The sequence below is a fragment of the Streptomyces sp. NPDC059452 genome (assembly GCF_042750035.1).
In the GTDB taxonomy this organism is placed as follows: domain Bacteria; phylum Actinomycetota; class Actinomycetes; order Streptomycetales; family Streptomycetaceae; genus Streptomyces.
On record NZ_JBHYVE010000006.1, the window covers coordinates 185335 to 210094 of the forward strand.

The 24760-nt window shown below is 71.2% G+C and carries 24 protein-coding genes; 16 read left to right on the forward strand and 8 right to left on the reverse strand.

The features are described 5' to 3' along the window. The first annotated feature begins 446 nt into the window (after positions 1-446). From ACFW9Z_RS11530 to ACFW9Z_RS11555, 6 genes are all read left to right on the forward strand, one after another. Positions 447-2114, forward strand: a complete 1668-nt coding sequence (locus ACFW9Z_RS11530) for a sensor histidine kinase (protein ID WP_384637969.1) — start codon at positions 447-449, stop codon at positions 2112-2114. Next, positions 2111-2518, forward strand: coding sequence for a roadblock/LC7 domain-containing protein (locus ACFW9Z_RS11535; RefSeq protein ID WP_006128841.1), 408 nt, complete (start codon positions 2111-2113; stop codon positions 2516-2518). The genes ACFW9Z_RS11530 and ACFW9Z_RS11535 overlap by 4 nt, the downstream gene beginning before the upstream one ends. Then, positions 2515-2886 carry a DUF742 domain-containing protein gene (locus tag ACFW9Z_RS11540; RefSeq protein ID WP_084751934.1) on the forward strand — a complete coding sequence of 124 codons (372 nt, stop codon included), beginning with the start codon at positions 2515-2517 and terminating at the stop codon, positions 2884-2886. Before ACFW9Z_RS11535 ends, ACFW9Z_RS11540 begins: the two co-directional genes overlap by 4 nt. Next, entirely contained in the window at positions 2867-3481 is a 615-nt protein-coding gene (locus ACFW9Z_RS11545) for an ATP/GTP-binding protein (RefSeq protein ID WP_003964952.1), read from the forward strand. Before ACFW9Z_RS11540 ends, ACFW9Z_RS11545 begins: the two co-directional genes overlap by 20 nt. A 218-nt stretch (positions 3482-3699) precedes the next feature. Then, entirely contained in the window at positions 3700-5271 is a 1572-nt protein-coding gene (locus tag ACFW9Z_RS11550) for a cytochrome P450 (protein WP_384637972.1), read from the forward strand. 115 nt (positions 5272-5386) lie between these two features. After that, positions 5387-6733, forward strand: coding sequence for a 6-phospho-beta-glucosidase (locus ACFW9Z_RS11555; protein WP_384637975.1), 1347 nt, complete (start codon positions 5387-5389; stop codon positions 6731-6733). On the opposite strand, the gene ACFW9Z_RS11560 is transcribed toward ACFW9Z_RS11555, so the two are convergent. Then, positions 6730-7155, reverse strand: coding sequence for a hypothetical protein (locus tag ACFW9Z_RS11560; protein WP_384637978.1), 426 nt, complete (start codon positions 7153-7155; stop codon positions 6730-6732). The two genes, ACFW9Z_RS11555 and ACFW9Z_RS11560, sit on opposite strands and share 4 nt — an antisense overlap. Beyond that, positions 7149-7607 (reverse strand): ATP-binding protein, encoded by a 459-nt coding sequence (locus ACFW9Z_RS11565; protein WP_384637981.1) that lies wholly within the window; start codon positions 7605-7607, stop codon positions 7149-7151. The genes ACFW9Z_RS11560 and ACFW9Z_RS11565 overlap by 7 nt, the downstream gene beginning before the upstream one ends. Positions 7608-7814: 207 nt before the next feature. On the opposite strand from ACFW9Z_RS11565, the gene ACFW9Z_RS11570 reads away from it, so the two are divergent. Genes ACFW9Z_RS11570 through ACFW9Z_RS11580 form a run of 3 tightly spaced genes read left to right on the forward strand, consistent with a single transcriptional unit; the run spans position 7815 to position 9764 of the window. Next, positions 7815-8675 carry a helix-turn-helix domain-containing protein gene (locus ACFW9Z_RS11570; protein ID WP_384637983.1) on the forward strand — a complete coding sequence of 287 codons (861 nt, stop codon included), beginning with the start codon at positions 7815-7817 and terminating at the stop codon, positions 8673-8675. After that, positions 8675-8911: a DUF397 domain-containing protein gene (locus tag ACFW9Z_RS11575; RefSeq protein ID WP_030573999.1), complete on the forward strand. Its 237-nt coding sequence runs from the start codon at positions 8675-8677 to the stop codon at positions 8909-8911. The genes ACFW9Z_RS11570 and ACFW9Z_RS11575 overlap by 1 nt, the downstream gene beginning before the upstream one ends. Positions 8912-8954: 43 nt before the next feature. Further along, positions 8955-9764 carry an SAM-dependent methyltransferase gene (locus ACFW9Z_RS11580; protein WP_384637986.1) on the forward strand — a complete coding sequence of 270 codons (810 nt, stop codon included), beginning with the start codon at positions 8955-8957 and terminating at the stop codon, positions 9762-9764. 25 nt (positions 9765-9789) lie between these two features. Here ACFW9Z_RS11580 and ACFW9Z_RS11585 read toward each other — a convergent pair whose 3' ends face one another. Next, positions 9790-11277, reverse strand: coding sequence for a membrane-associated oxidoreductase (locus ACFW9Z_RS11585; protein WP_384637989.1), 1488 nt, complete (start codon positions 11275-11277; stop codon positions 9790-9792). A 117-nt stretch (positions 11278-11394) separates the two neighbouring features. Here ACFW9Z_RS11585 and ACFW9Z_RS11590 point away from each other — a divergent pair, with 117 nt between their 5' ends. Then, positions 11395-11829 (forward strand): YchJ family protein, encoded by a 435-nt coding sequence (locus tag ACFW9Z_RS11590; RefSeq protein WP_384637991.1) that lies wholly within the window; start codon positions 11395-11397, stop codon positions 11827-11829. 60 nt (positions 11830-11889) lie between these two features. Here ACFW9Z_RS11590 and ACFW9Z_RS11595 read toward each other — a convergent pair whose 3' ends face one another. From ACFW9Z_RS11595 to ACFW9Z_RS11605, 3 genes are all read right to left on the reverse strand, one after another. Next, entirely contained in the window at positions 11890-13983 is a 2094-nt protein-coding gene (locus ACFW9Z_RS11595) for an MDR family MFS transporter (protein ID WP_384637994.1), read from the reverse strand. Positions 13984-14040: 57 nt separating this feature from the next. Then, positions 14041-14901: a hypothetical protein gene (locus ACFW9Z_RS11600; RefSeq protein WP_384637997.1), complete on the reverse strand. Its 861-nt coding sequence runs from the start codon at positions 14899-14901 to the stop codon at positions 14041-14043. A gap of 115 nt (positions 14902-15016) precedes the next feature. Continuing rightward, positions 15017-15856: an NAD(P)H-binding protein gene (locus tag ACFW9Z_RS11605; protein WP_384638000.1), complete on the reverse strand. Its 840-nt coding sequence runs from the start codon at positions 15854-15856 to the stop codon at positions 15017-15019. Between the two features lie 80 nt (positions 15857-15936). On the opposite strand from ACFW9Z_RS11605, the gene ACFW9Z_RS11610 reads away from it, so the two are divergent. Beyond that, a complete protein-coding gene (locus ACFW9Z_RS11610) occupies positions 15937-16839 on the forward strand; it encodes an AraC family transcriptional regulator (protein WP_384638002.1) in 903 nt (300 codons plus the stop codon). A 43-nt stretch (positions 16840-16882) separates the two neighbouring features. Here ACFW9Z_RS11610 and ACFW9Z_RS11615 read toward each other — a convergent pair whose 3' ends face one another. After that, the gene (locus ACFW9Z_RS11615) at positions 16883-17146 is read right to left on the reverse strand and encodes a hypothetical protein (protein ID WP_084751960.1); all 264 of its coding nucleotides are present in this window, start codon (positions 17144-17146) and stop codon (positions 16883-16885) included. 201 nt (positions 17147-17347) lie between these two features. After that, positions 17348-18562 carry a helix-turn-helix domain-containing protein gene (locus tag ACFW9Z_RS11620; protein WP_384638005.1) on the reverse strand — a complete coding sequence of 405 codons (1215 nt, stop codon included), beginning with the start codon at positions 18560-18562 and terminating at the stop codon, positions 17348-17350. Between the two features lie 640 nt (positions 18563-19202). Here ACFW9Z_RS11620 and ACFW9Z_RS11625 point away from each other — a divergent pair. From ACFW9Z_RS11625 to ACFW9Z_RS11645, 5 genes are all read left to right on the forward strand, one after another. Then, positions 19203-20135, forward strand: coding sequence for a hypothetical protein (locus tag ACFW9Z_RS11625; protein WP_384638007.1), 933 nt, complete (start codon positions 19203-19205; stop codon positions 20133-20135). 144 nt (positions 20136-20279) lie between these two features. After that, entirely contained in the window at positions 20280-20936 is a 657-nt protein-coding gene (locus ACFW9Z_RS11630) for a hypothetical protein (protein ID WP_384638010.1), read from the forward strand. Positions 20937-21269: 333 nt separating this feature from the next. Beyond that, complete coding sequence (locus ACFW9Z_RS11635; RefSeq protein WP_384638013.1) at positions 21270-22787, forward strand: DUF6801 domain-containing protein; 1518 nt, start codon at positions 21270-21272, stop codon at positions 22785-22787. A gap of 110 nt (positions 22788-22897) precedes the next feature. Beyond that, positions 22898-23896 (forward strand): ABC transporter ATP-binding protein, encoded by a 999-nt coding sequence (locus tag ACFW9Z_RS11640; RefSeq protein ID WP_384638017.1) that lies wholly within the window; start codon positions 22898-22900, stop codon positions 23894-23896. Continuing rightward, positions 23893-24759 (forward strand): MlaE family ABC transporter permease, encoded by an 867-nt coding sequence (locus ACFW9Z_RS11645; protein ID WP_384638019.1) that lies wholly within the window; start codon positions 23893-23895, stop codon positions 24757-24759. Before ACFW9Z_RS11640 ends, ACFW9Z_RS11645 begins: the two co-directional genes overlap by 4 nt. The last annotated feature ends 1 nt before the right edge of the window (position 24760 follow it).

Below are 24760 nucleotides of genomic sequence, written 5' to 3' on the forward strand. Positions count from 1 at the left end.
TATACGCGTCAGACCAGCGATTTTCCTGGTCACCCCCCGAGTGGTCGGGAATCTGCTTCTTTCGATCCGGTTCGATCATCTGTGCCTCTGTCCTGCTGTGCGGTACGAAGTCGGCTGCGGGGCAGCGAAAGTGACCGGCTGTCAGGCATCCGGGGCCCATCGCTGTCCCTCCAGCCGGTACGCGGCAGGAGCTGAGCGGCTGGATTTTCGCCACCGTCACTCCATGCGCACGCTTCACAGCGGTGAGTGCAAAAACTGGTGAGTGTATTCCTCTTCGCGCGCTCCCGCAGGGGGTTGGGTGAATATGCCGATCCCCTGTTCTGATCTGGCTAAGCTCACGCGCAGTGAAGTCGAGTTGATACGAATTCGAGCACTTGTTCATGAGTCTCCGCTCACGTGCGTATACATCCCGGTACATCCAGGAATCAACCGCCAGAGGGTTTTAGATGGTCCGTGTTGAATCACCGCCGACCGACAGAGCAGTCCCCGTCGTCCGCGTAGTCCTGCCGCCCGTGGTCCTGCTGGCCGGCGCCACCGCCGCCGGTGCGGCCCTGGTGGTCCCGGCCGCGCGGATACCAGTCGCCGTGTGCGGCGCGATCACCACGATCGTGGTCGCCGTGCTCACCGTGGCGCTGCACCGCCGCAAGCGCGCCATGGCCGCCCAGCGCGCGGAGTACGAACAGCGCATCGCCTATCTGGAACACCGCATCCTCAGCCATGACTCCGAGACGGTGCGGCTCACCAAGGAGGTCATGCCCGCCGCCATCCGGCGTCTGCGGGTGGGCAATTCGCCCGAGGAGGTGATGCGCGACATCGTCGACGCGGATGCGGCCAACCGCCATCTGCCCAAGGCGCTGCGCGAGCAGATCTACCAGGTCCTCGAAGTCATCGACAACGAGGAGGCCCGGCGTGACTCCGCCCAGCGTGCCTTCGTCAGCGTCGCCCGCCGGGTCCAGGCGATCGTGCACCGGCAGGCCAGTGAACTGCGGGAGATGGAGGACCACTACGGGCGCAACCCCGAGGTCTTCGACGACCTGCTCCGTATCGACCACGGCACCGCGCTGATCGGCCGGCTCGCCGACTCCATCGCCGTTCTCGGCGGGGCCAGGCCGAGCCGTCAGTGGCCCAAGCCCGTACCGCTGTTCAGCGTGTTGCGCGGCGCGATGTCCCGGATCCTGGAGTACCAGCGCGTCGATCTGCACTCGATCGCCAAGGTCGCCATCGTCGGCACCTCGGTCGAGCCGCTCATCCACGCCTGCGCCGAGCTCCTCGACAACGCGACCCGCTACTCCCCGCCCCAGACCCGGGTGCACGTCACCGCGGTCGAGGTGCAGACCGGCATCGCCATCGAGATCGAGGACGGCGGCGTCAGCCTCAGCGAGGAGGCCCGCGCCCGGGCCGAGAACATGCTCGCCCAGGCCCAGGCCGGCATCAACATGAACGACCTCGGCGAGTCCCCCCGGCTCGGCATGGCCGTCGTCGGGCGGCTCTCGCGGATGTACCAACTCCAGGTCTCCCTGCGTCAGTCGGCGTACGGCGGTGTCCGCGCGGTCCTCATCGTGCCGCGCGACATGATCACCACCGGGCCCGCCCCGGGCATCGCCCACGGCATCGGCGCCACCTCGCGGCCCACCAGCTCGCTGGACATGTCGCAGCTCCAGCACGTCGTGCCGCCGCCCGGCAAGCGCAAGCCCAAGCCCGCCGCCACCGGCCCGGTGCCGTCCGTCTCCGCACCGGCCCCCACCGGCGCCCCCACCGCGGCCGCCCGTCCGGCCGTGCCCGCAGCGGCCATGGAGGACGACCTTCCGGTGGTCACCGAGTGGACCGAGAACGGACTGCCGCAGCGCCGCAGCCGGGGCCGCGCCCCGCTCGGCTCGCACAACCTGCCGCAGCAGCCCCCGCCGCCCGCCCCCGTCAACGGCGGGCTGCCGAGCCGGGGCGGACACCCGGACGGCGGCGGCCACGGCGGACAGGGCGGCCACGGCGGTTCCGGTGGCGAGAAGCCCCCCGGCCTCTGGCTGGAGGCCTTCACCAAGGCCGTCAACGGCGTACCGCAGGAACCGAAGCACGGCGAAGACTCCGATGACGCGTGGGACAAGGGAGACCTGAAGTGATCCAGCAGCGGGGAAACATGGACTGGATGCTCAAGGAGCTGGCCGACGACGTGCCGAGCATCCACCAGATCGTGGTGCTCTCCTCGGACGGGCTGCGCATCGCCATGCACGGCGGCGACCCCGATGTCGCCGACCGGCTGGCGGCGGCCTGCGCCGGGCTGCAGAGCCTGGCCGCTGCCGTGGCCACCGAGATCCCCTACAGCGACGGCCTGATGAAGCTCGTCGTCATCGAGGTGACCGGCGGCTTCTTCTACCTGATGGCGGCCGGGACCGGGGCGTATCTCGCCGTGCTGGCGGGCGAGACCGTGGACGCCGGACTGGTCGGCGCCCGGATGCGGGACATGGTCGTGCGGATCGGTGCCCACCTGACCAGTCCGCCCCGCCACGGCGGGCAGTCCGGATGAGCGGACCCCGACGAGAACGCCGCAAGACCGATCCGGCGCTCATCGACCCGGAACGGCTGTACGTGATCACCGGTGATCTCGACGACAGCGAGCGGGCCGCACTCGACCTGGTCACGATGGTCGTCGCGCAGGCCGAGCCCTCGCCGACGTTCCAGCCGGAGCAGGCCGCGATCCTGCGGCTCTGCCAGGCCCCGTTATCGGTCGCCGAGATCTCCGCCTACCTCAGCCTGCCGTTCAGCGTGGTCACCTCGCTCCTGAGCGATCTCCTCGCGACCGAACTCATCGAGTCGCGTGCGCCGATCGTCCGCGCCACACTCCCCGACAGGTCCCTTCTCGAAGCGGTGATGCATGGACTTCAGAAGCTCTGACACGATCACCGGACCCCGCAGCGAGGACGTCCTCCCCACCACGGCCACCGCCGCGGTGAAGGTCGTGATCGTCGGCGGGTTCGGGGTCGGCAAGACGACCATGGTCGGCTCGGTCAGCGAGATCCGGCCCCTGACGACCGAAGAGACCATGACCCAGGCCGGCGTCGGCGTGGACGACAACGCCGGGGTGGAGACGAAGACCGCCACCACCGTCGCCATGGACTTCGGCCGGATCAGCCTCAGCGAGGAGCTGATCCTCTACCTGTTCGGCACCCCCGGCCAGGAACGCTTCTGGTTCCTGTGGAACGGCCTCTTTGAAGGGGCTCTCGGCGCCGTGGTTCTCATCGACACCCGGCGGCTCGAAGTCAGCTTCGACGTCATCGGGCGGCTGGAGGAGCGCGGAGTGCCGTTCGTGGTGGCCGTCAACACCTTCCCCGACGCACCGCACCACCCGGTCGAGGCCCTGCGCAGAGCCCTCGACCTGCCGGACGAGGTCCCGATGATCGACTGCGACGCCCGGCTGCGGGCCTCCAGCCGCGATGTGCTGATGACCCTGATGCGCTATCTGCACAGCCTGGCCGTCCCGCTCGCCTGACGGCCGGGAACGGTCGCGGCCGATCCGCCCGCCGAGGGCCCGGAACGGCTCCGGCCGCCCCCCTCGCCCAACGCCCGTCGGCCTCGGGACGGTTCCCGGCCGTCCCGACGCCGGGGGCGTGCGCCGGTCCCCCGGTGCGCGCTCCCGTACACCCCCGTACACCCCTCTTGCCTGCTGCCCGTGCTCGAACCTCGGCCCTCCTGATCCCTGGAGCCACTGTGACAACCCCCTTCCACCACGAACCCGGCGCCGTCCCGCCGCCCCAGTGCCCGGCCCACAACCTCGGCATCGGCCCCGGCGGCCTGCGCCGGCTCTACGGCCCCGAGGCGGAGAACGACCCCGCGGGCCTCTACGCCAAGCTCCGCGCCGAACACGGCACGGTCGCCCCGGTCCTGCTCCACGGCGACGTGCCCGCCTGGCTGGTCCTCGGCCACAGCGAGAACCTTCACCTCACCCGTACGCCGTCCCAGTTCTCCCGGGACTCCCGGCGCTGGCGGGCCCTCCAGGACGGCAGCGTCGCCCCGGACCACCCGCTCGCCCCGATCTTCACTTGGCAGCCCGTCTGCGTCTTCGCCGACGGCGCCAAGCACGAGCGGCAGCGCGGCGCGGTCACCGACAGCATGGAGCGCATCGACACCCGGGGCGTGCGCCGCCACATCAACCGCTTCAGTAACCGCCTGGTCAACGACTTCTCCGAGAAGGGCAGCGCCGACCTGGTGAGCCAGTTCGCGGAGCATCTGCCGATGATGGTGATGTGTGCGATCTTCGGCATGCCCGAGGAGTACGACGAGCGGCTCGTCCAGGCGGCCCGCGACATGACGCGCGGCACCGAGACCGCCGTGGCCAGCAACGCCTACATCGTCGGTGTGCTGACGCGCCTGGTGGAGCGCCGCCGCGCCGAACCGGCCCCCGACTTCGCCTCCTGGCTGGTCGAGCACCCCGCGACGATGACCGACATCGAGGTCGTCGAGCATCTGCGCCTCATCCTCATCGCGGCGTACGAGTCCACCGCCAACCTCATCGCCAACGTGCTGCGCATGGTCCTCACCGACCCGCGCTTCCGCGCCCGGCTCAGCGGCGGCCACATGACCGTGCCCGAGGCGGTGGAGCAGACCCTCTGGGACGAGCCGCCCTTCACCGCCGTCTTCGGCCGCTGGGCGGTCGGCGACACCGAGCTCGGCGGCCAGCAGATCAAAGCGGGGGACGCCCTGCTCGTCGGGATCGCCCCGGCCAACACCGACCCCACGGTCCGCCCCGACCTCACCGCCAACATGGAGGGCAACCGCGCCCACCTCGCGTTCAGCGGCGGCCCGCACGAGTGCCCCGGCCAGGACATCGGCCGGGCCATCGCGGACGTGGGTGTCGACGCCCTGCTGATGCGGCTGCCGGACCTGGAGCTCGCCGCCGACGAGAGCGAGCTGCGCTGGGTCGGCAACATCATGTCCCGCCACCTGGTCGAGCTGCCGGTGAAGTTCGCCCCCAGCCCGCAGCAGAAGCTGGACTCCGATCCGCTCTCGGTGATGGCCCGCGCGGTCCGCCCGGCGGGTGACTGGGAGATCTCCTCCCCGGCCCGCCCCGTTCCCGAGCCCGCGCACTCCGTCGCGGGGATGCAGCCCGCCCACGCCCCGGGCGCACCGCCGCAGCACCGCCCGGCCGCCGCCCCCGCGCCCGTACCCGCCCCGGCGACCGGTGAACCGGCCCCCGGCACGGCGGTGATCCCGAGGCAGCGCCGCCCGGCCGCCCCCGCCCGGCTCTGGCAGGCCGTCTCCCGCTGGTGGAACGGCTACTGACCCGCTCCGGTGGTGGCCCCGGACCCGTACCTGCGGACTCCGGGGCCACCGCCGAGCGCGAGCCGGGGCCGCCGCTCCGGCGTGCGCGGACCCCACCCCCGTACCATCGAGCAGCGTGAAGCTGACAATTCTTGGCGGTGGCGGATTCCGGGTGCCTCTCGTGTACGGGGCCCTCCTCGGCGATCACGCCGAGGGCCGCGTCTCCCGGGTCACCCTGTACGACACCGACACCGACCGGCTCACCGCCGTCGCCCGCGTCCTGGCCGAACAGGCGCGGGGCATCCCGGACGCGCCCGCAGTCGTCGCCACCACCGAGCTCGACGAGGCGCTGCGCGGCGCCGACTTCGTCTTCTCCGCGATCCGCGTGGGCGGCCTGGCCGGACGGGCCGCCGACGAACGCGTCGCCCTGGACCTCGGCGTACTGGGGCAGGAGACGGTCGGTGCCGGAGGCATCGCGTACGGGCTGCGGACCGTCCCCGTCGCCGTCGAGCTGGCCCGGCGCATCGCCCGGCTCGCCCCGCACGCCTGGACCATCAACTTCACCAACCCGGCCGGACTGGTCACCGAGGCCATGTCCCGCCACCTGGGCGACCGGGTCATCGGCATCTGCGACTCCCCGGTGGGGCTCGGCCGCCGCATCGCCCGGATCCTGGGCGCCGACCCGGACCGGGCCTGGATCGACTACGCGGGCCTGAACCACCTCGGCTGGGTGCGCGGCCTGTACGTCGACGGGCGCGACGAACTGCCCCGGCTGCTGGACGATCCCGCGCTGCTGGGCTCCTTCGAGGAGGGCCGCCTCTTCGGCACCGATCTCCTCCGCTCGCTCGGCGCGATCCCCAACGAGTACCTGCACTACTACTACTTCAACCGCGAGGCCACCGCCGCCTACCAGGAGGCCGAGCAGACCCGGGGCGCCTTCCTCCGCGACCAGCAGGAGGGCTTCTACGCCCGGATGCGGGAGCCCGGCACGCCCGCCCTGGCCACCTGGGACCGCACCCGCGCCGAGCGCGAGGCCACGTACATGGCGGATAACCGGGATGTCGCCGGGGCGGGCGAGCGCGAGGAGGGCGACCTGGAGTCCGGCGGCTACGAACAGGTCGCCCTCGCCCTGATGCGGGCCATCGCCCGCAACGAGCGCACCTCGCTGATCCTCAACGTCCGCAATCGCACGGCCCTTTCGGCGCTGGACGCCGAAGCTGTGGTGGAGGTGCCCTGCCTGGTCGACGCCAACGGGGCCCATCCGGTGGCCGTTTCGCCGCTCCCGTACCACGCCGTCGGTCTCGTCACGGCGGTGAAGGCCGTGGAGCGTACGGTGCTGGAGGCGGCGGAGAGCGGGTCGCGGGCGGCGGCGGTGCGGGCCTTCGCGCTGCACCCGCTGGTGGATTCCGTCGCGGTGGCCCGGCAGTTGGTGGAGGGCTACCGCGAGGCCCACCCTCAACTCGCCTACCTCGACACTCCCTAGGGCGCGGGAACCGCGCTCCTGGCCCAGCTCGGCGCGACCCCCGCGAGCTGGCAGACCATCAGGAACAGCGGGATGGGCGGGGTGTACGGGGTGAGGCTGTCCGGCGAGTGGATCAGCTTGGGGCGCACGGCGGGGACGTCGGCGCCCCGGGCGTACATCACCTGCTCGGGCCAGTCCAGATCCAGGTCCGATCCGGCCGGGACGATCCACCACCAGCGGTCCGCGTCGGCGAACACACAGCCGGTGCGCGGCAGATGGGACATCAGCCGGAAGCCGTGCCGGGCGGGCACGCCGACCGCGTCACAGCCCAGGGTGGCCGACATCGAGGGCGGCAGCGACAGCTGGACCCGGCCGCCGCCGGCCTCCTCGGCGGGGCGCGAGCGGTGCGCACCGCGCAGCCGGGACAGGGCGTTCCTCAGCATGGCCGCTCCGAGCCGTGCGCCAGCTCCGCCCAGACGATCCGGCCGGAGTCGTCCCCCGCGTCGTGCGAACCCCATGAACTGCTCATCGAGTCGACCAGCAGCAGACCCCGCCCGTGCTCGTCGTCCGAACAGCGGCGCAGCCGGGGGCCGCCGGGCTGGTGACCCTGGTCCTGCACGGCTATCCGCAGCCGTCCGCCCAGACAGCGCAGCTCGCAGACCACACGGGTGCTCGCCGTGTGCACGACCGCGTTGGTGACCAGCTCCGACACGATGAGGACGGCCGCGTCGTACACATCGCCGCCGACCTTCCAGGTCTCCAGCCTGGCCCGGGTCAGCTCCCGTGCCCCGGCCACCGACTCCGGGTGCGCGGGCAGCGCGAAGCAGTAACGGAGCGCTTCCGTCCCGGGGCTGAGATCCATGAGCCGGGGGATGAGCGCACTGCCAGGTGCCACGACCGATTCCTCACAGTGGGGGCTGCGTCACGCCCCGTCCCCCGGTGTCCGGGAAGCGGCCATGACTGAGCGAACTGGTTCGACATCCAACTCTCCCCCTGTCGAGGACACTTGGCAAGGGGCACTCTGAAAATTGCAGAGTGGCTGTGTCGTTGGGGGCGCACCCATGGCACACTGCTGGCAAAACAGCGCATGGGGAGGTCTGAAGTGAGCGAACCGCGGTCCGCCCCGACCGTGGGCCAGGTCGTGCTCGGCAAGCGGCTGCAGGACCTGCGGGAGCGCGTCGGTCTGACCCGTGACCAGGCGGCGAAGGTGCTCCGGGTCGCCCCCGCGACCATACGCCGGATGGAGACGGCCGAGGTCGGCCTCAAGATCCCCTACGTCCAGCTGCTGTTGAAGGCGTACGGGGTCGCCGACGCCGAGGCCGACGCCTTCGTCGAACTGGCCGAGGAGGCGAACAAGCCGGGCTGGTGGCAGCGGTTCCACGACGTCCTGCCCGACTGGTTCAGCATGTACGTCAGCCTGGAGGGCGCCGCGAGCCTGCTGCGCATGTACGAGCCGCACTTCGTCCCCGGACTGCTCCAGACCGAGGAGTACGCGCGCTCCGTGATGCGTACCGGAGCCGTCGGCCAGACCCGGCCCGAGGAGATCGAGCGCCATGTGGCCCTGCGGATGGAACGGCAGGCACTGCTCGCCAAGGACGACGCCCCCAGACTCTGGGTGATCATGGACGAGACCGTCCTGCGGCGGCCCGTCGGCGACGCGCAGGCGATGCGCGCCCAGACCGACAAGCTGCTCGAAGCCACCGAGCTGCCCCATGTCACCCTGCAGATCGCGGAGTTCGCGACCGGCCACCACCCGGGCACCTACGGTCCCTTCGTCCTCTTCCGGTTCGCCATCCCCGAACTGCCGGACATGGTCTTCAGCGAGTACCTCACCGGAGCGGTCTACTTCGACGCCCGCCCCGAGGTGGCCTCGTACCTCGAAGTCATGGACCGCATGGCGGCCCAGGCCGCGACTGCACAACGCACGAAGGAAATCCTCCGGGACTTCCGCAAGGAGCTGTGATGAACCACATATACAACGGCATGCCGGCCGCCGACCTCGGCTCCGAAGGCTGGTACAAGCCCTGGAGCGGCGGGAACGGGGGCAACTGCATCGAGGCCATGAAGCTCGCGGACGGCCGGGTCGCGGTCCGCCAGTCCGCCGATCCGGACGGCCCCGCGCTCATCTACTCCAACGGCGAGATCGCCGCGTTCATCCAGGGCGCCAAGGCGGGCCAGGCGGATTTCCTTCTCACCTGACGCACCATCACGTACATCCGGACCACTACCCATGGAGTGCGCCATGACCGGGCAAGACCCTCAGGCCGTCGAGATCGACACCACCAAACCGCATCCCGCCCGGATGTACGACTGGTTCCTCGGCGGCAAGGACAACTACCCGGTCGACGAACAGATGGCCCGGCAACTGCTCCAACTGGACGCCCGGGGCCGGGACATGGCCCGGGTCAACCGGGCGTTCATGCACCGGGCCACCCGCTGGCTCGCCGAGCAGGGCGTACGCCAGTTCCTGGACATCGGCACCGGCATACCGACCGAGCCGAACCTCCACCAGATCGCCCAGCGGACCGCCCGCGACGCCCGGATCGTCTACTGCGACAACGACCCGATCGTGCTGGCCCATGCGGCGGCCCTGCTGCGCTCCACCCCCGAGGGCGCCACCGAGTACATCCAGGCCGACGCCCGCGAACCCGGGACGATCCTCGCCGAGGCGGGCAAGGTCCTGGACTTCACCCGGCCGGTCGCGCTCTCCCTGCTGGCCCTGCTGCACTTCATCGACGACGAGGACGGCGCGGCCGAGCTGGTGGACAAGCTGGTCGACCAGCTCCCCTCCGGCAGCTATCTGGTGCTCTCGCACACCACCGGCGACTTCAACCCGGAGGGCGCGGCGCAGGCCCGGGCCATGTACAAGGAGCGCGGGATGACGCTGCGGCCCCGTTCCCGCGCCGAGCTCACCGCCTTCTTCGACGGCCTGGAACTGGTCGAGCCGGGCGTCTCGCTCTCCGCCGACTGGCACCCGGAGCTCGGCGAGGTCATCGACGTCCCCGGTGACGAGCCGATCCCCGGCTACGCGGGAGTCGCCCGCAAGCCCTGACCGGACACGGCCGGACCGCGCCCCGTCAATGGCGGCTGACGGACCGGGTGATGCCCGCGGCGATCGTCGTCGCGAGCAGCCACCCGGTCACGATCAGCAGATACGCCAGCCACTGGTACCACCCCTGCGGGTTGAACGCCTTCTCCTGGCCGAAGTCGACGATCGGCAGCAGCAGGTCCAGGGTGTAGAACAACGGGCTGAACGGCGGCGCCTCGTCCTCCTTCAACGGCCCGGGATGGTGCGTCGCGTACGCCACCGTCCCCACGAGCAGCAGCGAGAACAGCCAGCCCGCCGCCCGCACCGGCCGGAACCCGTACCCCACGGCGGCGTCCTGGAGGTACCCCCAGAGCCGGCCGTACGCGGGCAGGGTCCCGCGCCGTCTGCGCTCCTTGGCCAGGAGCACCGTACGGGCCGCGTCGTCGTCACCGATCCGCCGGTACGCCGCCGTCAACTGCTCGTACGCGAACGGTACGTACCCCTCCTCCTCCCGCTCCAGCAGCGGCAGCCGCCGGGCGGCGGGCAGATGGGGGAGGAGCGAGGTGTAGGTGAGCCCCTCCAACTGGACCACGGGCGGCCAGACCGACGGATCGGCGTGCAGCACGTCGAGCTGGGAACGCCGCAGGTTCACCAGGCCCTCGATCGGGGCCGCCTCCCGCAGCCACAGCTCTCCCACGGTCATGCTGCTCGCCCGCAGAGCCACCCCGCCCGGGTGCGTGAGGCGGGCGTACGCGAAGTTCAGCTGGCCCGGTATCCGGCAGCCCCGCAGGTTCACCCGCCCCCGGACCCGGACGCGCATGGCGTGCAGGTCCGAGCCGACCGTGACGTTCTCCGCCTGGAGTGCGGTGCCGCCCGGGTTCCACAGCTCGGAGTCGTCCATCCGGATCTGCCCGGTGACGGCCGCCCCGTCGATCCTGGCCTCGCCGTGCACCACCAGCCGGGGCCACCACAGATCGTCCTCGACCACCGCGTGGTTCAGCCGCAGGACCGGCTCGTCGTTCGCGGCGGTGGAGCCGTCCGCGTGCACCCCGATCCTGGTCCCGTCCAGGACGAGGGCGCGGGCGATCCGGGAGGCGCCGAGCCGCACCGGACCGGGTATCCGGCAGCCGCTCAGCTGCACCACCCCGTCGACCCGGATCGTCCCCGCGACCAGCCCGGGCAGCACCGAACCGCTCAGGTTCAGCTGCCGCAGCTGCGCCCCGTACAGATCGGGCGCCTCGTCGAAGTGGCAGCCGGTCAGCAGCACCGCGCACTCCGCCACCGCGTAGCGCCCCCGGAGTGGCCCGGTGATCCGCGCCCCCATGACCCGTAACGCCGGAACCTCCCCCGGCGTACGCTCCCCGCCGAGCAGCAGGGCGCGCAGCACCTCGGCCCGCACGGTCCGCTCCGGCCCCCAGTCGGCGCCGCCCTCGGGGTCGTCCGCCGCCGCCGATCCCGTACGGAAGTCGACGGGGGCACCGCTGGGGAAGGCGTCCCGGACACGGCGTTCGGCGGGCGTCAGCTCGTTGATCTCCACGCGCCGGACTCTCGCCCGAGGCCCCGCGAGGTGTCAACCCCTGCTGTGAGCGGCCGTGTTCCCCCGGTGACCGGGCGCCCGCCTGCCGGGCCGGTCCTGCCGGGCCACAATGGACCCATGTCACGACGCCCCTCCCGCCCCCGGCAGCCCGCCGCCCCGCGCATCACTCCCGCCTCGCCCTGCCCCTGCGGCCTCACCGCTGCCTACGGGGAGTGCTGCGGCCGCTTCCACTCGGGCAGCGCCGCCGCCCCGACCTGCGAGGCCCTGATGCGCTCCCGGTACGCGGCCTTCGCCGTCCAGGACGCGGCGTACCTGCTGCGCACCTGGCACCCGGAGACCCGCCCGCCCGGCGTCGACTTCGACCCCGCGATGCGCTGGACCGGGCTGGAGATCCTGGACACCACCGAGGGCAGCGCCTTCCACACCACCGGGACCGTCACCTTCCGCGCCCGCTACAACGACGACGGCCGCCCCGACTCCCTCCACGAGCAGAGCCGCTTCGTCCGCCACGAGGGCGCCTGGGTCTACGCGACGGCGGTCTTCGCCGACTGAGCTCCGCCCCGCTCCTGGGACCGCGTCCGGCCCGAGGGCTCAGGCCGGGGCCCGGAGGAGTCAGGCCGGGGCCCCCACCCGCGTCGAACCGCCCGGGTGGGGGTCCGGGGACAGCTCCTGGGCCAGGTCCTCCGCCAGCAGCCGTTTCGCGATCATGTCGACGGCGATCCGGAGCTGGGCGTCGTCGGGCCGGGCGCCGTCCTCCGCCAGCCGCTCGTTGAGCCAGCGGCCCCAGGCGTCGGAGATCACGGTCGCCTCGCGCCGCCCCGCCGCCGTATGGGAGAAGAGCCGGCCGTCCCCGGTGAGGTAGCCCTCCTCGATCATCCGGTCGAAGACGGGGACCAGGACCTCCGGCGGCAGCCGGTGCCGGGCCGCGATCAGCCTCAGCCCCGCATGGCCCACCAACCGGGTGAAGAGGTCCACCTGCATCACCGCCCAGGCCCCCGCCAGGTCCAGCCGCGTGTCGGACTCCCTGACGATCCGGCGGGCCGTGTCCGGACCGGCGCCGTGCAGGATCGCGGCCACCGAGATTTCGAGAAGCTTCTCCGAGTCGCCGCTGCCGGGCTGGGCGAAGCCGTCGCCCATGTCCGTCGACGCGAGCCGGGCCGAGTCCCGCAGCTTCACCTCCTTGAGGAAGAGCGCGACGACGAAGCCGATCAGCGCCACCGGAACCGTCCACAGGAACACGGTGTGCAGCGTCTGCGCGTACGCCTGGGCCAGCGGCTCCAGCTGGGCGGCGGGCAGTGCGTGCAGCGCCTGCGGGCTCTCCGAGGCCCGGGCCAGCACCGCCGGGTCACCGCCCGCAGCCACCGCCTGGGCGACCCCGTCGGTGAGGTTGGGCGTCAGCGCGTTGGCGTAGATCGTCCCGAACACGGCCGTACCGAAGGCGCTGCCGAGCGTACGGAAGAACGTCACGCCCGAGGTCGCCGTACCCAGGTCCGCGTAGTCGACCGTGTTCTGCACAGCGATCGTCAGCACCTGCATGGCGAGCCCGATCCCGATCCCCAGCACCACCATGAAGAGCGACTCCAGCCACACCCCGCTCTCGGGCCCCATCCGGGAGAGGAGGAAGAGCCCGGCCGCCATGACCAGCGTCCCGACGATCGGGAACACCCGGTAGCGGCCGGTCCTGCTGACCACCGAGCCGCTGAAGACCGAGGCGACCAGCAGGGCGGCGACCAGCGGCAGGGTCCGCACGCCCGAGAGCGTCGCCGAGTCCCCGTCCACGTACTGGAGGTAGGTCGGCAGGAAGATGATCGAGCCCAGCATCGCGAATCCCACGATGAAGCTGAGGACCGAGCAGACGGTGAAGACCGGGTTCTGGAACAGCCGCATGGGCAGCATCGGTTCCTTCGCCCGCGTCTCCACCCGGCGGAACAGCGTCAGGGCGACGATCCCGGCGAGGAACAGCCCGATGATCACGGGCGAGCCCCAGGCGTACTCGTTCCCGCCCCAGCTCGTCGCGAGGATCAGCGCGCTCGCCCCGGCGGCGACCAGCGCGATGCCCGCGTAGTCGATGACCGGCCGTCCCACGGCCTTCACCGAGGGGATGTTGCGGGCGGCGGCGATCACCACCACGATGGCGATGGGCACGTTGACGTAGAACGCCCAGCGCCAGGTCAGATGGTCGGTGAACAGCCCGCCGAGCAGCGGCCCGATCACCGTCGAGATGCCGAACACGGCCCCGATCGCACCCTGGTACTTGCCCCGCTCGCGCAGCGGGATCACATCCGCGATCAGCGCCATCGACGTGACCATGATGCCGCCCGCGCCGATGCCCTGCATACCGCGCCAGATGATCAGCATCAGCATGTCCGGGGCGAGACCGCAGAGGAACGAGCCGGTGATGAAGATGACCGTGGAAATCTGGAAGACCAGCTTCCGCCCGAACAGGTCACCGAACTTGCCGACCAGGACGGTGGCCACCGTCTCGGTGAGCAGATACGCGGTGACCACCCACGTCATGTGCTCGCCGCCGCCCAGGTCCGAGACGATCGTCGGCAGGGCCGTGCCCACGATCGTCTGGTCCAGCGCCGCCAGCAGCATGCCGAGCACGATGGTGGTGAAGATGATGTTGCGCCGCCGCCGGTCCAGGACGGGCGGCGGCGCGGCGGCACTCTGCGCGGCGGGGGCTTGCTCGCTGGCAGTGGTCACGTCTGCACCCTCACACCGGCCCCCGCCGCCCGCATGCGGGGAAAGGCCGGACGGGGGTCAGCCGGCCGACGAGGCCAGCGACCTCTTCAGCCGTGCCACGAACGCCTCCCGGACCTCCTCGTCCACCCGGTCGAGCGAGAGATACGGATTGAGGTCCTCCAGCTCCACGAGCAGCAGCCCGCCCTCCGCCGTCCGGCAGGCGTCGACCCGCTGGATGCCGCGGTCGAGGGAGTTCCACGCGATGAAGCGCCGCGCGAACGCCAGATCCGCCGCGTCGGCCGCGTACGGCTCCAGCACCCACCGCCGCTCCGGGTCCGGCGCGTACAGCGCGTACTGGAAGTCGTGGTCGACGAAGTAGAAGGAGACCTCGTACCGGAAGTCGATCCGGGGCTGGACGAGCAGGCTCCCCCCGGCCGCCCGCTCCAGCTCAGCCGAGGCCTCCGCCCCCGTGACGAACCGCAGCCCCACCGAGTCCGCCCCCAGCTTCGGCTTGACCACGTACTCCCGGGCCTCCGGCAGCAGCCCCAGATCCGCCGCCCGGTCCACGGTCGGGATCACCGGATACCCGGCCCGGCTCAGCTCCACCAGATACTCCTTGCCCGCCATGTCCCCGCGCCCGTCCAGCGGGTTGCGGACCGGCACCCGCAGCTCCCGGGCGCGGGCCCGGAACGCCTCGTACGCCTCCTGGTAGTGCAGGACAGGACCACTGTTGCGTACGAGGGCGAGGTCGAAGCGGTCCACCAGCGCGGCCGCGTCCCGGGGGTGGCAGAGCGCGACGTCGAACTCCTCGCGCAGCCGGGAGGCCAGGAAGATGTCCTCGTCGCAGTAGCGCCGCCCGCGCGCCTCGTAGCCGAGGTCGGTGACGAGGAGGAGGGAGGGGCGGCGGCCTTCGCCGCCGGGGAGAAGCACGGGGGACATGGGGTCTCCGGGGAGGGATACGGATGGACGCCCACTATCCCCGACGGCTCGGCCCGGGCCTGCTACCGGGGGCGTACGGGGGCGCTGCTGGTTCCCCGTACGCCCCCGGTGACTGTCAGCCGCCCCACGCCCCCACGGACGCCTTCACGAAGTCCGTGAAGTCGCGCGATTCACGGCCGAGCGCCCGGCGTACGCCGTCGGAGAGGTGGCTGTCCATCCCCCGCCGGATCGGGCCCACCGCCTCCGCGTAGTCCTGCGCGGCGGCGGGCGGCCAGCCCTGTGCGGTGAGTTCGCCGACGAACTCCTCGTGCGAGAGCGGGACATAGCGCAGCTCGCGGCCGGTCGCCCCGGAGATCTCGGCGGCGGCCTCGGCGAAGGTCAGGGCGCGGGGGCCGGAGAGCTCGTACGTCCGCCCGGTGTGGCCGTCCTCCGTGAGCGCGGCGACCGCGACCGCCGCGATGTCCTCGGCGTCGACGAAGGAGGCCGCACCGTCCCCGGCGGGCAGCCGCAGCTCTCCGGCGAGGACCGCGTCCAGGAAGAGGCCCTCGCTGAAGTTCTGGGCGAACCAGGCGGGCCGCAGGACGGTCCACGCGACACCGCTGCCGCGCACCGCGCTCTCCCCGTCCACATGGGGGGCACCGGCGAGGTTGGCCTCGCCCGAGTACCCCGGGACGTCCACACCGCGCCCCGATACGAGGACGACGCGTTCGACGCCGAGCTGTGCGGCGCGCTCGACGAAGGGGCGGGTCAGGAGCTCCCCGTCGAGCGGTACGAGACATACGGCCTTCACGCCGTCGAGGGCCGTGTCCCAGGTGGTGCGGTCGTTCCAGTCGAAGGGCGGCTCACCGGAGCGCGAGCCCACCCGGACCGGAGCGCCCCGCTCCCGCAGTCGGGACACGACCCGGCCGCCGATCTTTCCTGTACCGCCGGTGATCAGAAATGGATGGTTGGTCATGCGGCCAGTCAAGCCCCTCCCCGCCGGGCGATCCATGGCTCCGAAGCTCGCTTGCCTACCTGTACGTCTACGGTGGAGGCGTGGACGTGATCTCCGAACTGCTGGACGGAGTCAGAGCGCGGGGCGCCCTGTTCCGGCAGACCGTCATGGACGGGCCCTGGTCCCTGCGCTTCGCCGCGGGCTCGCCGCTGACGCTGGCCACCATGGTGCGCGGCCGGGCGTGGATCGTCCCCGCCACGGGTGAACCGGTCGCGGTGGAGACCGGGGACATCGCGGTCCTGCGCGGCCGGGCCCCGTACACCGTCGCGGACGACCCGGCGACCCCGCCGCAAGCCGTGATCAGCGGCGCCGAGTACTGCGTCGGCGGCGACGGCGCCCAGTCCGGGGAAGGGCCGGACGGCTCGGCCCTCCTGCTCAGCGGTGCCTACACCGGGCGGGGCGAGATCGACGAGCGGCTGCTCCGGGCGCTGCCCGAGGTGCTGGTGCTCGCCGAAGCCGACTGCGACCGCACGCTGCGGGACCTGGTCGTCGAGGCGGTCGCCGCGGACGGCCCCGGACAGCAGGTGATACGCGACCGGCTGCTGGACCTGATGCTGCTCTCCACGCTGCGGACCTGGTGCGTCGGCTCCGGTGCGGACACGACGCTCTGGTCCCGGGCCATGGACGACCAGGTGGTGGACCACGCGCTGCGGCTGCTCCACGACGACCCGGCCCGGCCCTGGACGGTGGCCGGGCTGGCGGCCGCCACGGGGGTCTCCCGCGCCGCGCTCGCCCGCCGCTTCACCGCGCACGTGGGCGAACCGCCGATGGCCTATCTCGCCTCCCGGCGCATCGCCCTGGCGGCCGACCTGCTGCGCGGCACGGACGCCACGGTCGGCGCGGTCGCCGGGCAGGTCGGCTACGCCAACGCCTTCGCCCTGAGCGTCGCCTTCAAACGGCTCCGCGGCATCACTCCGACCGAGCACCGCGCCACGGCGCGCTGACCTCCAGGGGTGTCCGGCGCGTGGCAGGCGGGCGTCCGGCGGTTCAGGAGAACGAGCCCGGCCCCACCGTCAGCCGGGGGTGGTGGGCGGCCAGCACCTTGTTGGCGCGGGCCAGTTCGGACAGGGCCTGCTCGCGGTCGGCCTGGTCCTCGACGCCCAGCCGGGGCCCCCGGAACCTGCGGACCTCGCGGGCCGCGCAGTCGGCCTCGAACTCCGCCTCCAGGATGTGCGGCGGGATGCACGAGCCGATCAGCGCGGCGACCCGGTCCGGGATCGGCACGGGGACGAGGAGGTGCGAGGCGGTCATGGGGTGTTCCCTCTCGGATGGTCGGCCAGGAGGCGGTGCACGGGTGCCGCCGCTGGATGAGCGGCGGACTCCTCCTTGTGTACGGGACGCGGTTCCGGGTTTCTCGTCGGATACGTCTCCGTGTCGCAACCGTTTGGGACTGACCGTGTATTTCCCCTTACGCGCGGGTAAGTTGACCTGTCGCGCCGAACGTGATCCGGATCAGGGGGATGTGCCGGCCGGGCGGGCCCGCAGTCGCAGCGCGCGCAGCACGGCCTCGGTGGCGAAACGGCTTTCCGGATCGACGAGTTGGTCACCGAAGATGGTCTCCAGGCTGCGCATGCGGTAGCGCACGGTCTGCGGGTGCACATCGAGCAGTTCGCCCATCTGGGCCGCCGTGCCCCGGGTGTCGAGCCAGATCCGCAGTGTCTCGATCAGCCGCTCGCGGCGGGTGGCGCTGATCCCCGCCACCGCTGCCAGCTCCCGCTGGGCGAGCTGGTCGAGGAGGGCGGGGTCGGAGAGCAGCCACAGGGTGATGAGGTGGTCCTCGCAGCGGATCAGCGGGGCGTCGTCGATCACGCCGGAGTCGACGAGCTCCAGCACCCGGCGGGCCCAGCGGATCGAGTCGCCGGCCAGGTCGGTCGGCACGGTCAGCCCGATCGCGGCACGGGTGGCGGGCAGGGCCTGTTCGAGCATGGATCTTCGCGCGCCGTCCAGGGGGCCGGGGATGAGTAAGTGCGGCTGCGGGTCGCTGAGATCGAGCAGGACGTCCCGGTCCGCGCTGAGCCGGTCCAGCGCCGCCGGGGCGCGGACGGCGACCAGGGTGACCTCGGCAGGCAGGGGCCAGCCGGTCTGTTCGCAGAGGTCGGCGATGGCGCTGCGGGGAGCGGGGCGTCCGGCGAGGATGAGGTGGAGCAGTCGCCGGCGCAGTGCCTCGCTCTGCTCCCCGGACTGCGACTGGACCTCCAGGAAGCCTTCGCGGGAGAGCGATTCGAGCTCGTCGACATAGGCGAAGAGCGCGTCGGCGAAGCTCAGCATCAGGGTGGGGGAGAGGTGGTAGCTCTGCCCCACCTTCTTGGCCCGCCGCAGCGCCACCCGCGCCCCGAGCCGGTAGGCGCCCTGAAGGGCCTCCATGCTCCGGCCCTCGTACGCCTCGAACCGCCCGAACCGCCGGCACATGTCGTCCCGCAGGGTGGTGGAGGCGGAGGGCTCGGCCACCAGGTCGACGAAGGAGGCCAGGCTCTGTTCCACGCCCACCCGGATCGCCTGGCCGTTCGGGCCGTCCAGCAGCCGGGCGTAGACCGGATAGGCGCGGGTCACCTCGACGCCGATCTCCTTGATGAGGCTCGGGAGTTCGGGCCGCATGATCGCGGCGAATTCCTGGGGGAGCGGCCCCAGGGGGTCTTCGGTGTCCAACGGCTGTATGAGGTGTGCCATGCCATGTCCCCTCTGCTCTCGGCGCCCGGTGGTGGGGTGAGACGGTGAGGGAAAGCGCTCCCACGAACCGACAGGTGCGTACCAAGTCCGCGACGAAGATAGACCAAGGAACAAGCGCTGCACACCACTTGGACAAGATCGGAGTGCAGGGGGCACGCATCTCGTCCGTGCGGTGGGACTTTCGCGCAGGTCGGGCGCCACTACGCGCTTTCGGACAATGAATTTCGGCCGCCTGCTCCGGTGGTGACAACGGCGGCGACGGGCCCCGAGCCGTTCCGGCGCGGGGCATCCGGGGCCGGGTTCCGGCCGCCGCTCCCTATTCCGGCGGTTCCGGATACGCATTCCTTGATAAAGGGGTGACCCCCGGTTACTCATCTGCGGATCAAAAACAGGGCTGCGGAAAAATTCTTGAACGGACGGATTGTGTCGCTGTGTTTCCCGCGAGTAACATCACGCTTCGTTCAATTCGGTCAAGAAATCTGCCCGAAATTTGACGCTCAGATCTTCCTCCCCCGGGTCCACCCCGCCTCTCCGCTCCTGCCGACGACGCCCCCGTCGCGGTGGTGGCGTGCACGCGTCGGCGAACCGGTCAACTCCGCGTACAGGGCCGCAATGGTGGCGGCCGACAAGAGGGGACGCCATGAGATCCGTTTCCAACCGCACCCGCGTAGGGCTGCTCGCGGCAGTCACGGCGTTCAGCGCCGTGCTCTCCACCGGCTCGGCCGCCGCGGCGCCCCAGCTCAACGGCGACTGGGCACCGTTCGACCGCTGCCCGGTGGACGCGCCCGCCATGCTCGCGGCGGACGGCATCACCGATATCGCCACCTGTATCTCGTCGAGTTCGGTCACCGGCTCCATCACGCTCGGCAAGAGCCGGGTCCCCACCGGCAACAGCGATCTGCAACTCGGCGTCATCCAGCACAGCAACGGCACCAACTCGCTGGTGGCACCCCCCGGAGGAGCGCTCACCGCCGACCCGGCCGACGTTCCCGGCGGGCTGCTCGGGCTGATGTGCCCCAGCGCGATTCCCTTCGTCTCCGCGATCTGCCGCCAGTTGACGGACAACAACCTCAACCGGATCACGGCCACCATCGAACCCGCCGGTGCGCCGAGGGACTTCAATATGGGCGCGGCTTTCTCCACCGGAGAGCCCATTCTCACCATTCCGGTCCGCATCCACCTCAAGAACCCGTTCCTCGGTGACAAGTGCTACATCGGCACCACCGCCAACCCCGTGCTGCTGAAGCCACAGAACCTCAACGCGCCGAGCCTCTCGCTCCAGCGGTTCGCGGCCGACGGAACCCGCGACGACGAGGGCGAGATGGGCCGGTACACCTTCGCGGGCGCCGACCAGAGCGACGCCGCGTTCGCCGTCCCGGGGGCGAGCGGTTGCGGAGCCGGACTCCTGGACTGGGCGGTCAACCTCAAGACCGGTCTCCCGTCCGCCGCCGGGAAGAACAGCGTGAAGCTCGACAACACCTCGACCTACTTCGGCAGCCCCTACGACCCGGCCGGCCTGGCACCGGACGAGGGCCGGAAGCTGTCGGAATTCTGGCACTCCGCGAAGCGGTAGCGGCCGACGCCCTCCATTCCCCCGAGGGCCCCGCACAACCCGAAGAAGGAGGTGCTCCGGTCCAGTTCGAAGCGTGCCGCCCGATTCCTCGTGCGCACGTCCATTCGTATCCCCAACGGGACAAGAAAAAGAAGGAGCAATTCCATGATCAAGCGATCCGGTGTACTGACCGCGATCGGTGCCGCCGCGGCATCCCTCGCCCTGGCCGTTCCCTCGGCCGTCGCCGCGCCGTCCAGCTGGACCATCACGCCGACCGGTGCCTTCACCGGCAGCGCCGGGGTGACCGTCCTGACCGACAACAACGGCAACAAGATCCAGTGTGCGACCTCCGCGGCGTCGGGCTCGGCCCCCACCTCCCCGGTGTCCGGCTCCCCGGCGCAGCTCGCCTCCATCTCGGCGATCTCGTTCAACTCGCCCTGCACCGGCCCGTTCAGCTCGACGTGGACCGTGACCACCACGGTTCCGTGGCAGATCTGGGGCCTCGACTACGCGGCGGGTGCCGGCACCAACTCCACCGGCCAGGTGACCGGTGAGATCCGGGCGATCAAGGCGAAGGTGAGCGGGAGCAGCCTGCTGGGCCCGTGCACCTTCGACGTCGCCGGCAAGGTGGCGGGCAAGTACAACAACCCGAGCACCGGCGGGAGCAACGGCACGCTGAACACGGCGGGCGGCGGTCTCACGCTGACCATCAGCAACAAGGTCGGCGGCGGCTGCGGCATCGTCGGCACCACCGCCGGCTTCCAGGGCCTCTACACCATCGTGAACACGGCCTCGGGCAAGTCCCCGGTCATCAGCGGCTGACAGATCTCCCGTCATCGGCGGCTGATCCCAGGCCGACGATGTGCGGTTCGTGAGCGTGGTGCCCGGCCGTGCGGTCCGGCGGCCGGGCACCTGCCTGCATTTCCACTCACTCGCCGACAACTCTGCGGGACGGAATTGTCATCGCATGCCAAGAACCGCATTCCCGCGAAACGGCTGAATTCCCGGCTCTTCCCAGGCGCCCGGAAGGGTGCGTAGCGTACCCGTCGGTAGGGACCATTCCGAGTCCGTCCGAAAGGCCGTTGCCGAGAAGTGGACCCCATTTCGCAGCCATCGCACCGATGGGCCCGCGCGCGCCGGAAGGACACCATTCGTATGACCGTCGATGCACGCGCCGCGGCGAGACGACCGCTCCACCTGGCCGTGGGCGGGGCCCTCGTCGTCGCCACCGCGCTCATTCCGGGCGCCGAATCGGTGGCGGCCGACCAGACCTCCGAGGTCACCGTCCCCTATACGTGCACCTTCCCCTCGGGCCCGGAAAAGGCGGACGTCGCGATCAGGGCCGTACTTCCCCTCTCGGCCGCGACGGGGGAGGAGATCCGCCCCGGTGACGTCTCCGTCGAGGTGAGCCTGGAGCCGTCGGCGCTCGGCCGGTTCACCGACCTGGAGGCCACCACCCTCACGGCCACCGCCGAGCTGACCGTACGCAACACCTCCGGCGAGCACACCGCCGACGCCGCCTGGCAGGGGCTTGAGGCGCCCGAGACCCCCCTGCCCACGGAGGGCGGCGTGGTGCTCGCCACCACCGGAGACGTCCCCACCGTCACCTTCGGCACCCCCGGCCCCGCCACCATCGCACCGGCCGGGCTCACCCTCACCCTGGCCTCCTTCACCGAGGACGGCGCCCCCACCTCACCCCCGGAGCTCACCGTCGCCTGCGAGCCCGCCGACGACGAGGAACGCCCCCTCGCCCGTATCACCGTCCGCGACAGCGCCACGCCGACGGCCCCCGCGCCCACACCCGGCGACCCCGCCCCCGCCCCCGCCCCGGGGGAGGACACACCGGAGCCCCCCGCACCCCCCGCCCCACCGGCCCCCGGGCTCGACCCCGACGCCCACCGGAAGATCGACGACCTCACCGAGGAGCGGCTCGAAGCCCTCGACGACGAGGACCCCGGAAGCTGCCCGATCGAGATCCCGCCCGAGTGGGTGATGACCACCGCCGAGACGTACGCGGCCGGGTACGCCAACGCCGTGAAGCTGGACGGGGCCGCCGCCCTGGGACCCGCCTTCATGAAGGTGGTCCTCAACAAGCGGTACATCAACGACTCCTGCGCCTCGACCGTCGACGTCACCTCCGAGGTGGAGTTCGACTACGAGGGCAAGCGTCAGCTCCCGCCGACCAAGGCGACCTTCCTCGCCTACGGGTTCATGCCGACGACCGCCACGATGGTGCTGGAGCAGGTGGGGCCACCGGCCGTCGTCCAGACCCACACGGTCACCAACACCCCGACCTACCCCGAGGAATCGACGGTCACCGCCCAGCTCTCGATGCGCCTGTACGACGTCGAGGTCAACGGCGTACCGCTGGACGTGGGCCCGAACTGCCGCACCGAACGGCCCTTCGAGCAGGTCCTGAAGGGGTACGGACAGAGCTATCCGCCGGCCGGTTATCTCGTGGCGACCGGCGGAAACCTGACCGGATACGCGCACATCCCGCCGTTCAAGGGGTGCGGGGTCGGCGAAAACCTCGACCCGCTCTTCACCTCGGCCATCTCCAGCGTCGGCAAGAAGGCCGACAACTACACCAAGATGCGGCAGGCACCGCTCTGCGTGGCGACGAACCCGGACGGGCCCGACTGCCCGCCGAAGGTTCCCCGGCCCGAACGGTGACCGCGTCCGTCACCGGGTGAACCCGTCACCTCTTTCCTTTCTCCCGCTTACTTCCGACCGCCGGAGCGCTGACAGATGACGATCGCCACCACCCCTTCGAAGGAGGGCCGATGGGAATCGAAGTAGTCGTCGAGGGCCTGACGAAGTCCTTCGGCAAGCAGAACATCTGGCAGGACGTCAGCCTCACCCTGCCCGCCGGTGAAGTGAGTGTCATGCTCGGCCCCTCCGGCACCGGGAAGACCGTGTTCCTGAAATCCATCATCGGACTGCTGAAACCGGAACAGGGCCGCGTCCTCATCAACGGCGTCGACATGGTGAACAGCTCCGAGCGCGACATCATGGAGACCCGGAAGCTCTTCGGCCTGATGTTCCAGGACGGGGCCCTCTTCGGTTCCATGTCCCTCTTCGACAACATCGCCTTCCCTCTGCGCGAACACACCCGCAAGAAGGAATCCGAGATCCGCCGTATCGTCATGGAGCGGATCGACATCGTCGGACTGCTCGGCGCCGAGGAAAAGCTCCCCGGCGAGATATCCGGCGGCATGCGCAAACGCGCCGGTCTCGCCCGGGCCCTCGTCCTGGACCCGCAGATCATCCTCTGCGACGAACCGGACTCCGGACTCGACCCCGTGCGCACCGCGTACCTCTCGCAGCTCCTCATCGACCTCAACGCGCAGATCGACGCGACGATGCTGATCGTCACCCACAACCTCGACATCGCGGCGACCGTCCCCGACAACATGGGGATGCTGTTCTGCCGCAACCTCGTCACCTTCGGGCCGCGCGAGGTGCTGCTCACCAGCGACACCCCGGTCGTCGCCCAGTTCCTCGCCGGACGCCGCGAGGGGCCCATCGGGATGTCCGAGGAGAAGGACGCGGCCACGCTCGCCGCCGAGCAGCAACGTAACGCCTCCCTCGGCAACGCGGACACGATCGCCGTCCCGAGGACCGTCGTCCCGCAGCTGGAGCCCTCGCCCGGCCTGCCCGTACGCCAGGGGGCGCTGCGCCGCCGCGAGCGGGTCATGGCGATGATGGGCCAGCTGCCGGAGGCCGCCCGTACGGCCATCCTGAACAGCTACGCCCCGGCCGCGGGGGGTGCGAGAGCGTGACCGCCCCGATGCCGGTGCGGCCGCCCGAGCCGCCCGAGAAGCCCCCGCCGGCCCTCGCCAGGAGCACCGAGCAGGCCCCCGGGCAGCGGCGCCCCAGCCGACTGCTCGCCCCGCTCCGGGAGACCGGCAAGCTGTTCGCGCTCGGCATCGCCGTGGGCCGCGCCATCTTCCGGAGGCCCTTCCAACTACGGGAGTTCATCGAGCAGTTCTGGTTCGTCGCCAGCGTCACGATCCTGCCCGCCGCCCTCGTCTCCATCCCGTTCGGCGCGGTCATCGCCCTCCAGGTCGGCTCGCTCACCCAGCAGCTCGGCGCCCAGTCCTTCACCGGCGGCGCCAGCGTCCTCGCGGTGATCCAGCAGGCCAGCCCCATCATCGTGGCGCTGCTCATCTCCGGCGCGGCGGGCTCCGCGATCTGCGCCGACCTCGGCTCCCGCAAGATCCGCGAGGAGCTCGACGCGATGGAGGTCATGGGCGTCTCGCCCATCCAGCGGCTCGTCGTCCCCCGCGTCCTGGCCACCATGCTCGTCGCCGTCCTGCTCAACGGCCTGATCTCGGTGGTCGGCACGCTCGGCGGCTACTTCTTCAACGTGATCATGCAGGACGGCACCCCGGGCGCCTACCTCGCCAGCTTCTCCGCCCTCGCCCAACTGCCCGACCTGTACGTCAGCGAGTTCAAGGCCCTGCTCTTCGGTTTCATCGCGGGCATCGTCGCCGCCCACCGCGGCCTCAACCCGCGCGGCGGCCCCAAGGGCGTCGGCGACGCGGTCAACCAGTCCGTCGTCATCACCTTCATGCTGCTGTTCTTCGTGAACATGGTCATCACGGCGATCTACCTCCAGATCGTCCCCGCGAAGGGGGGCTGAG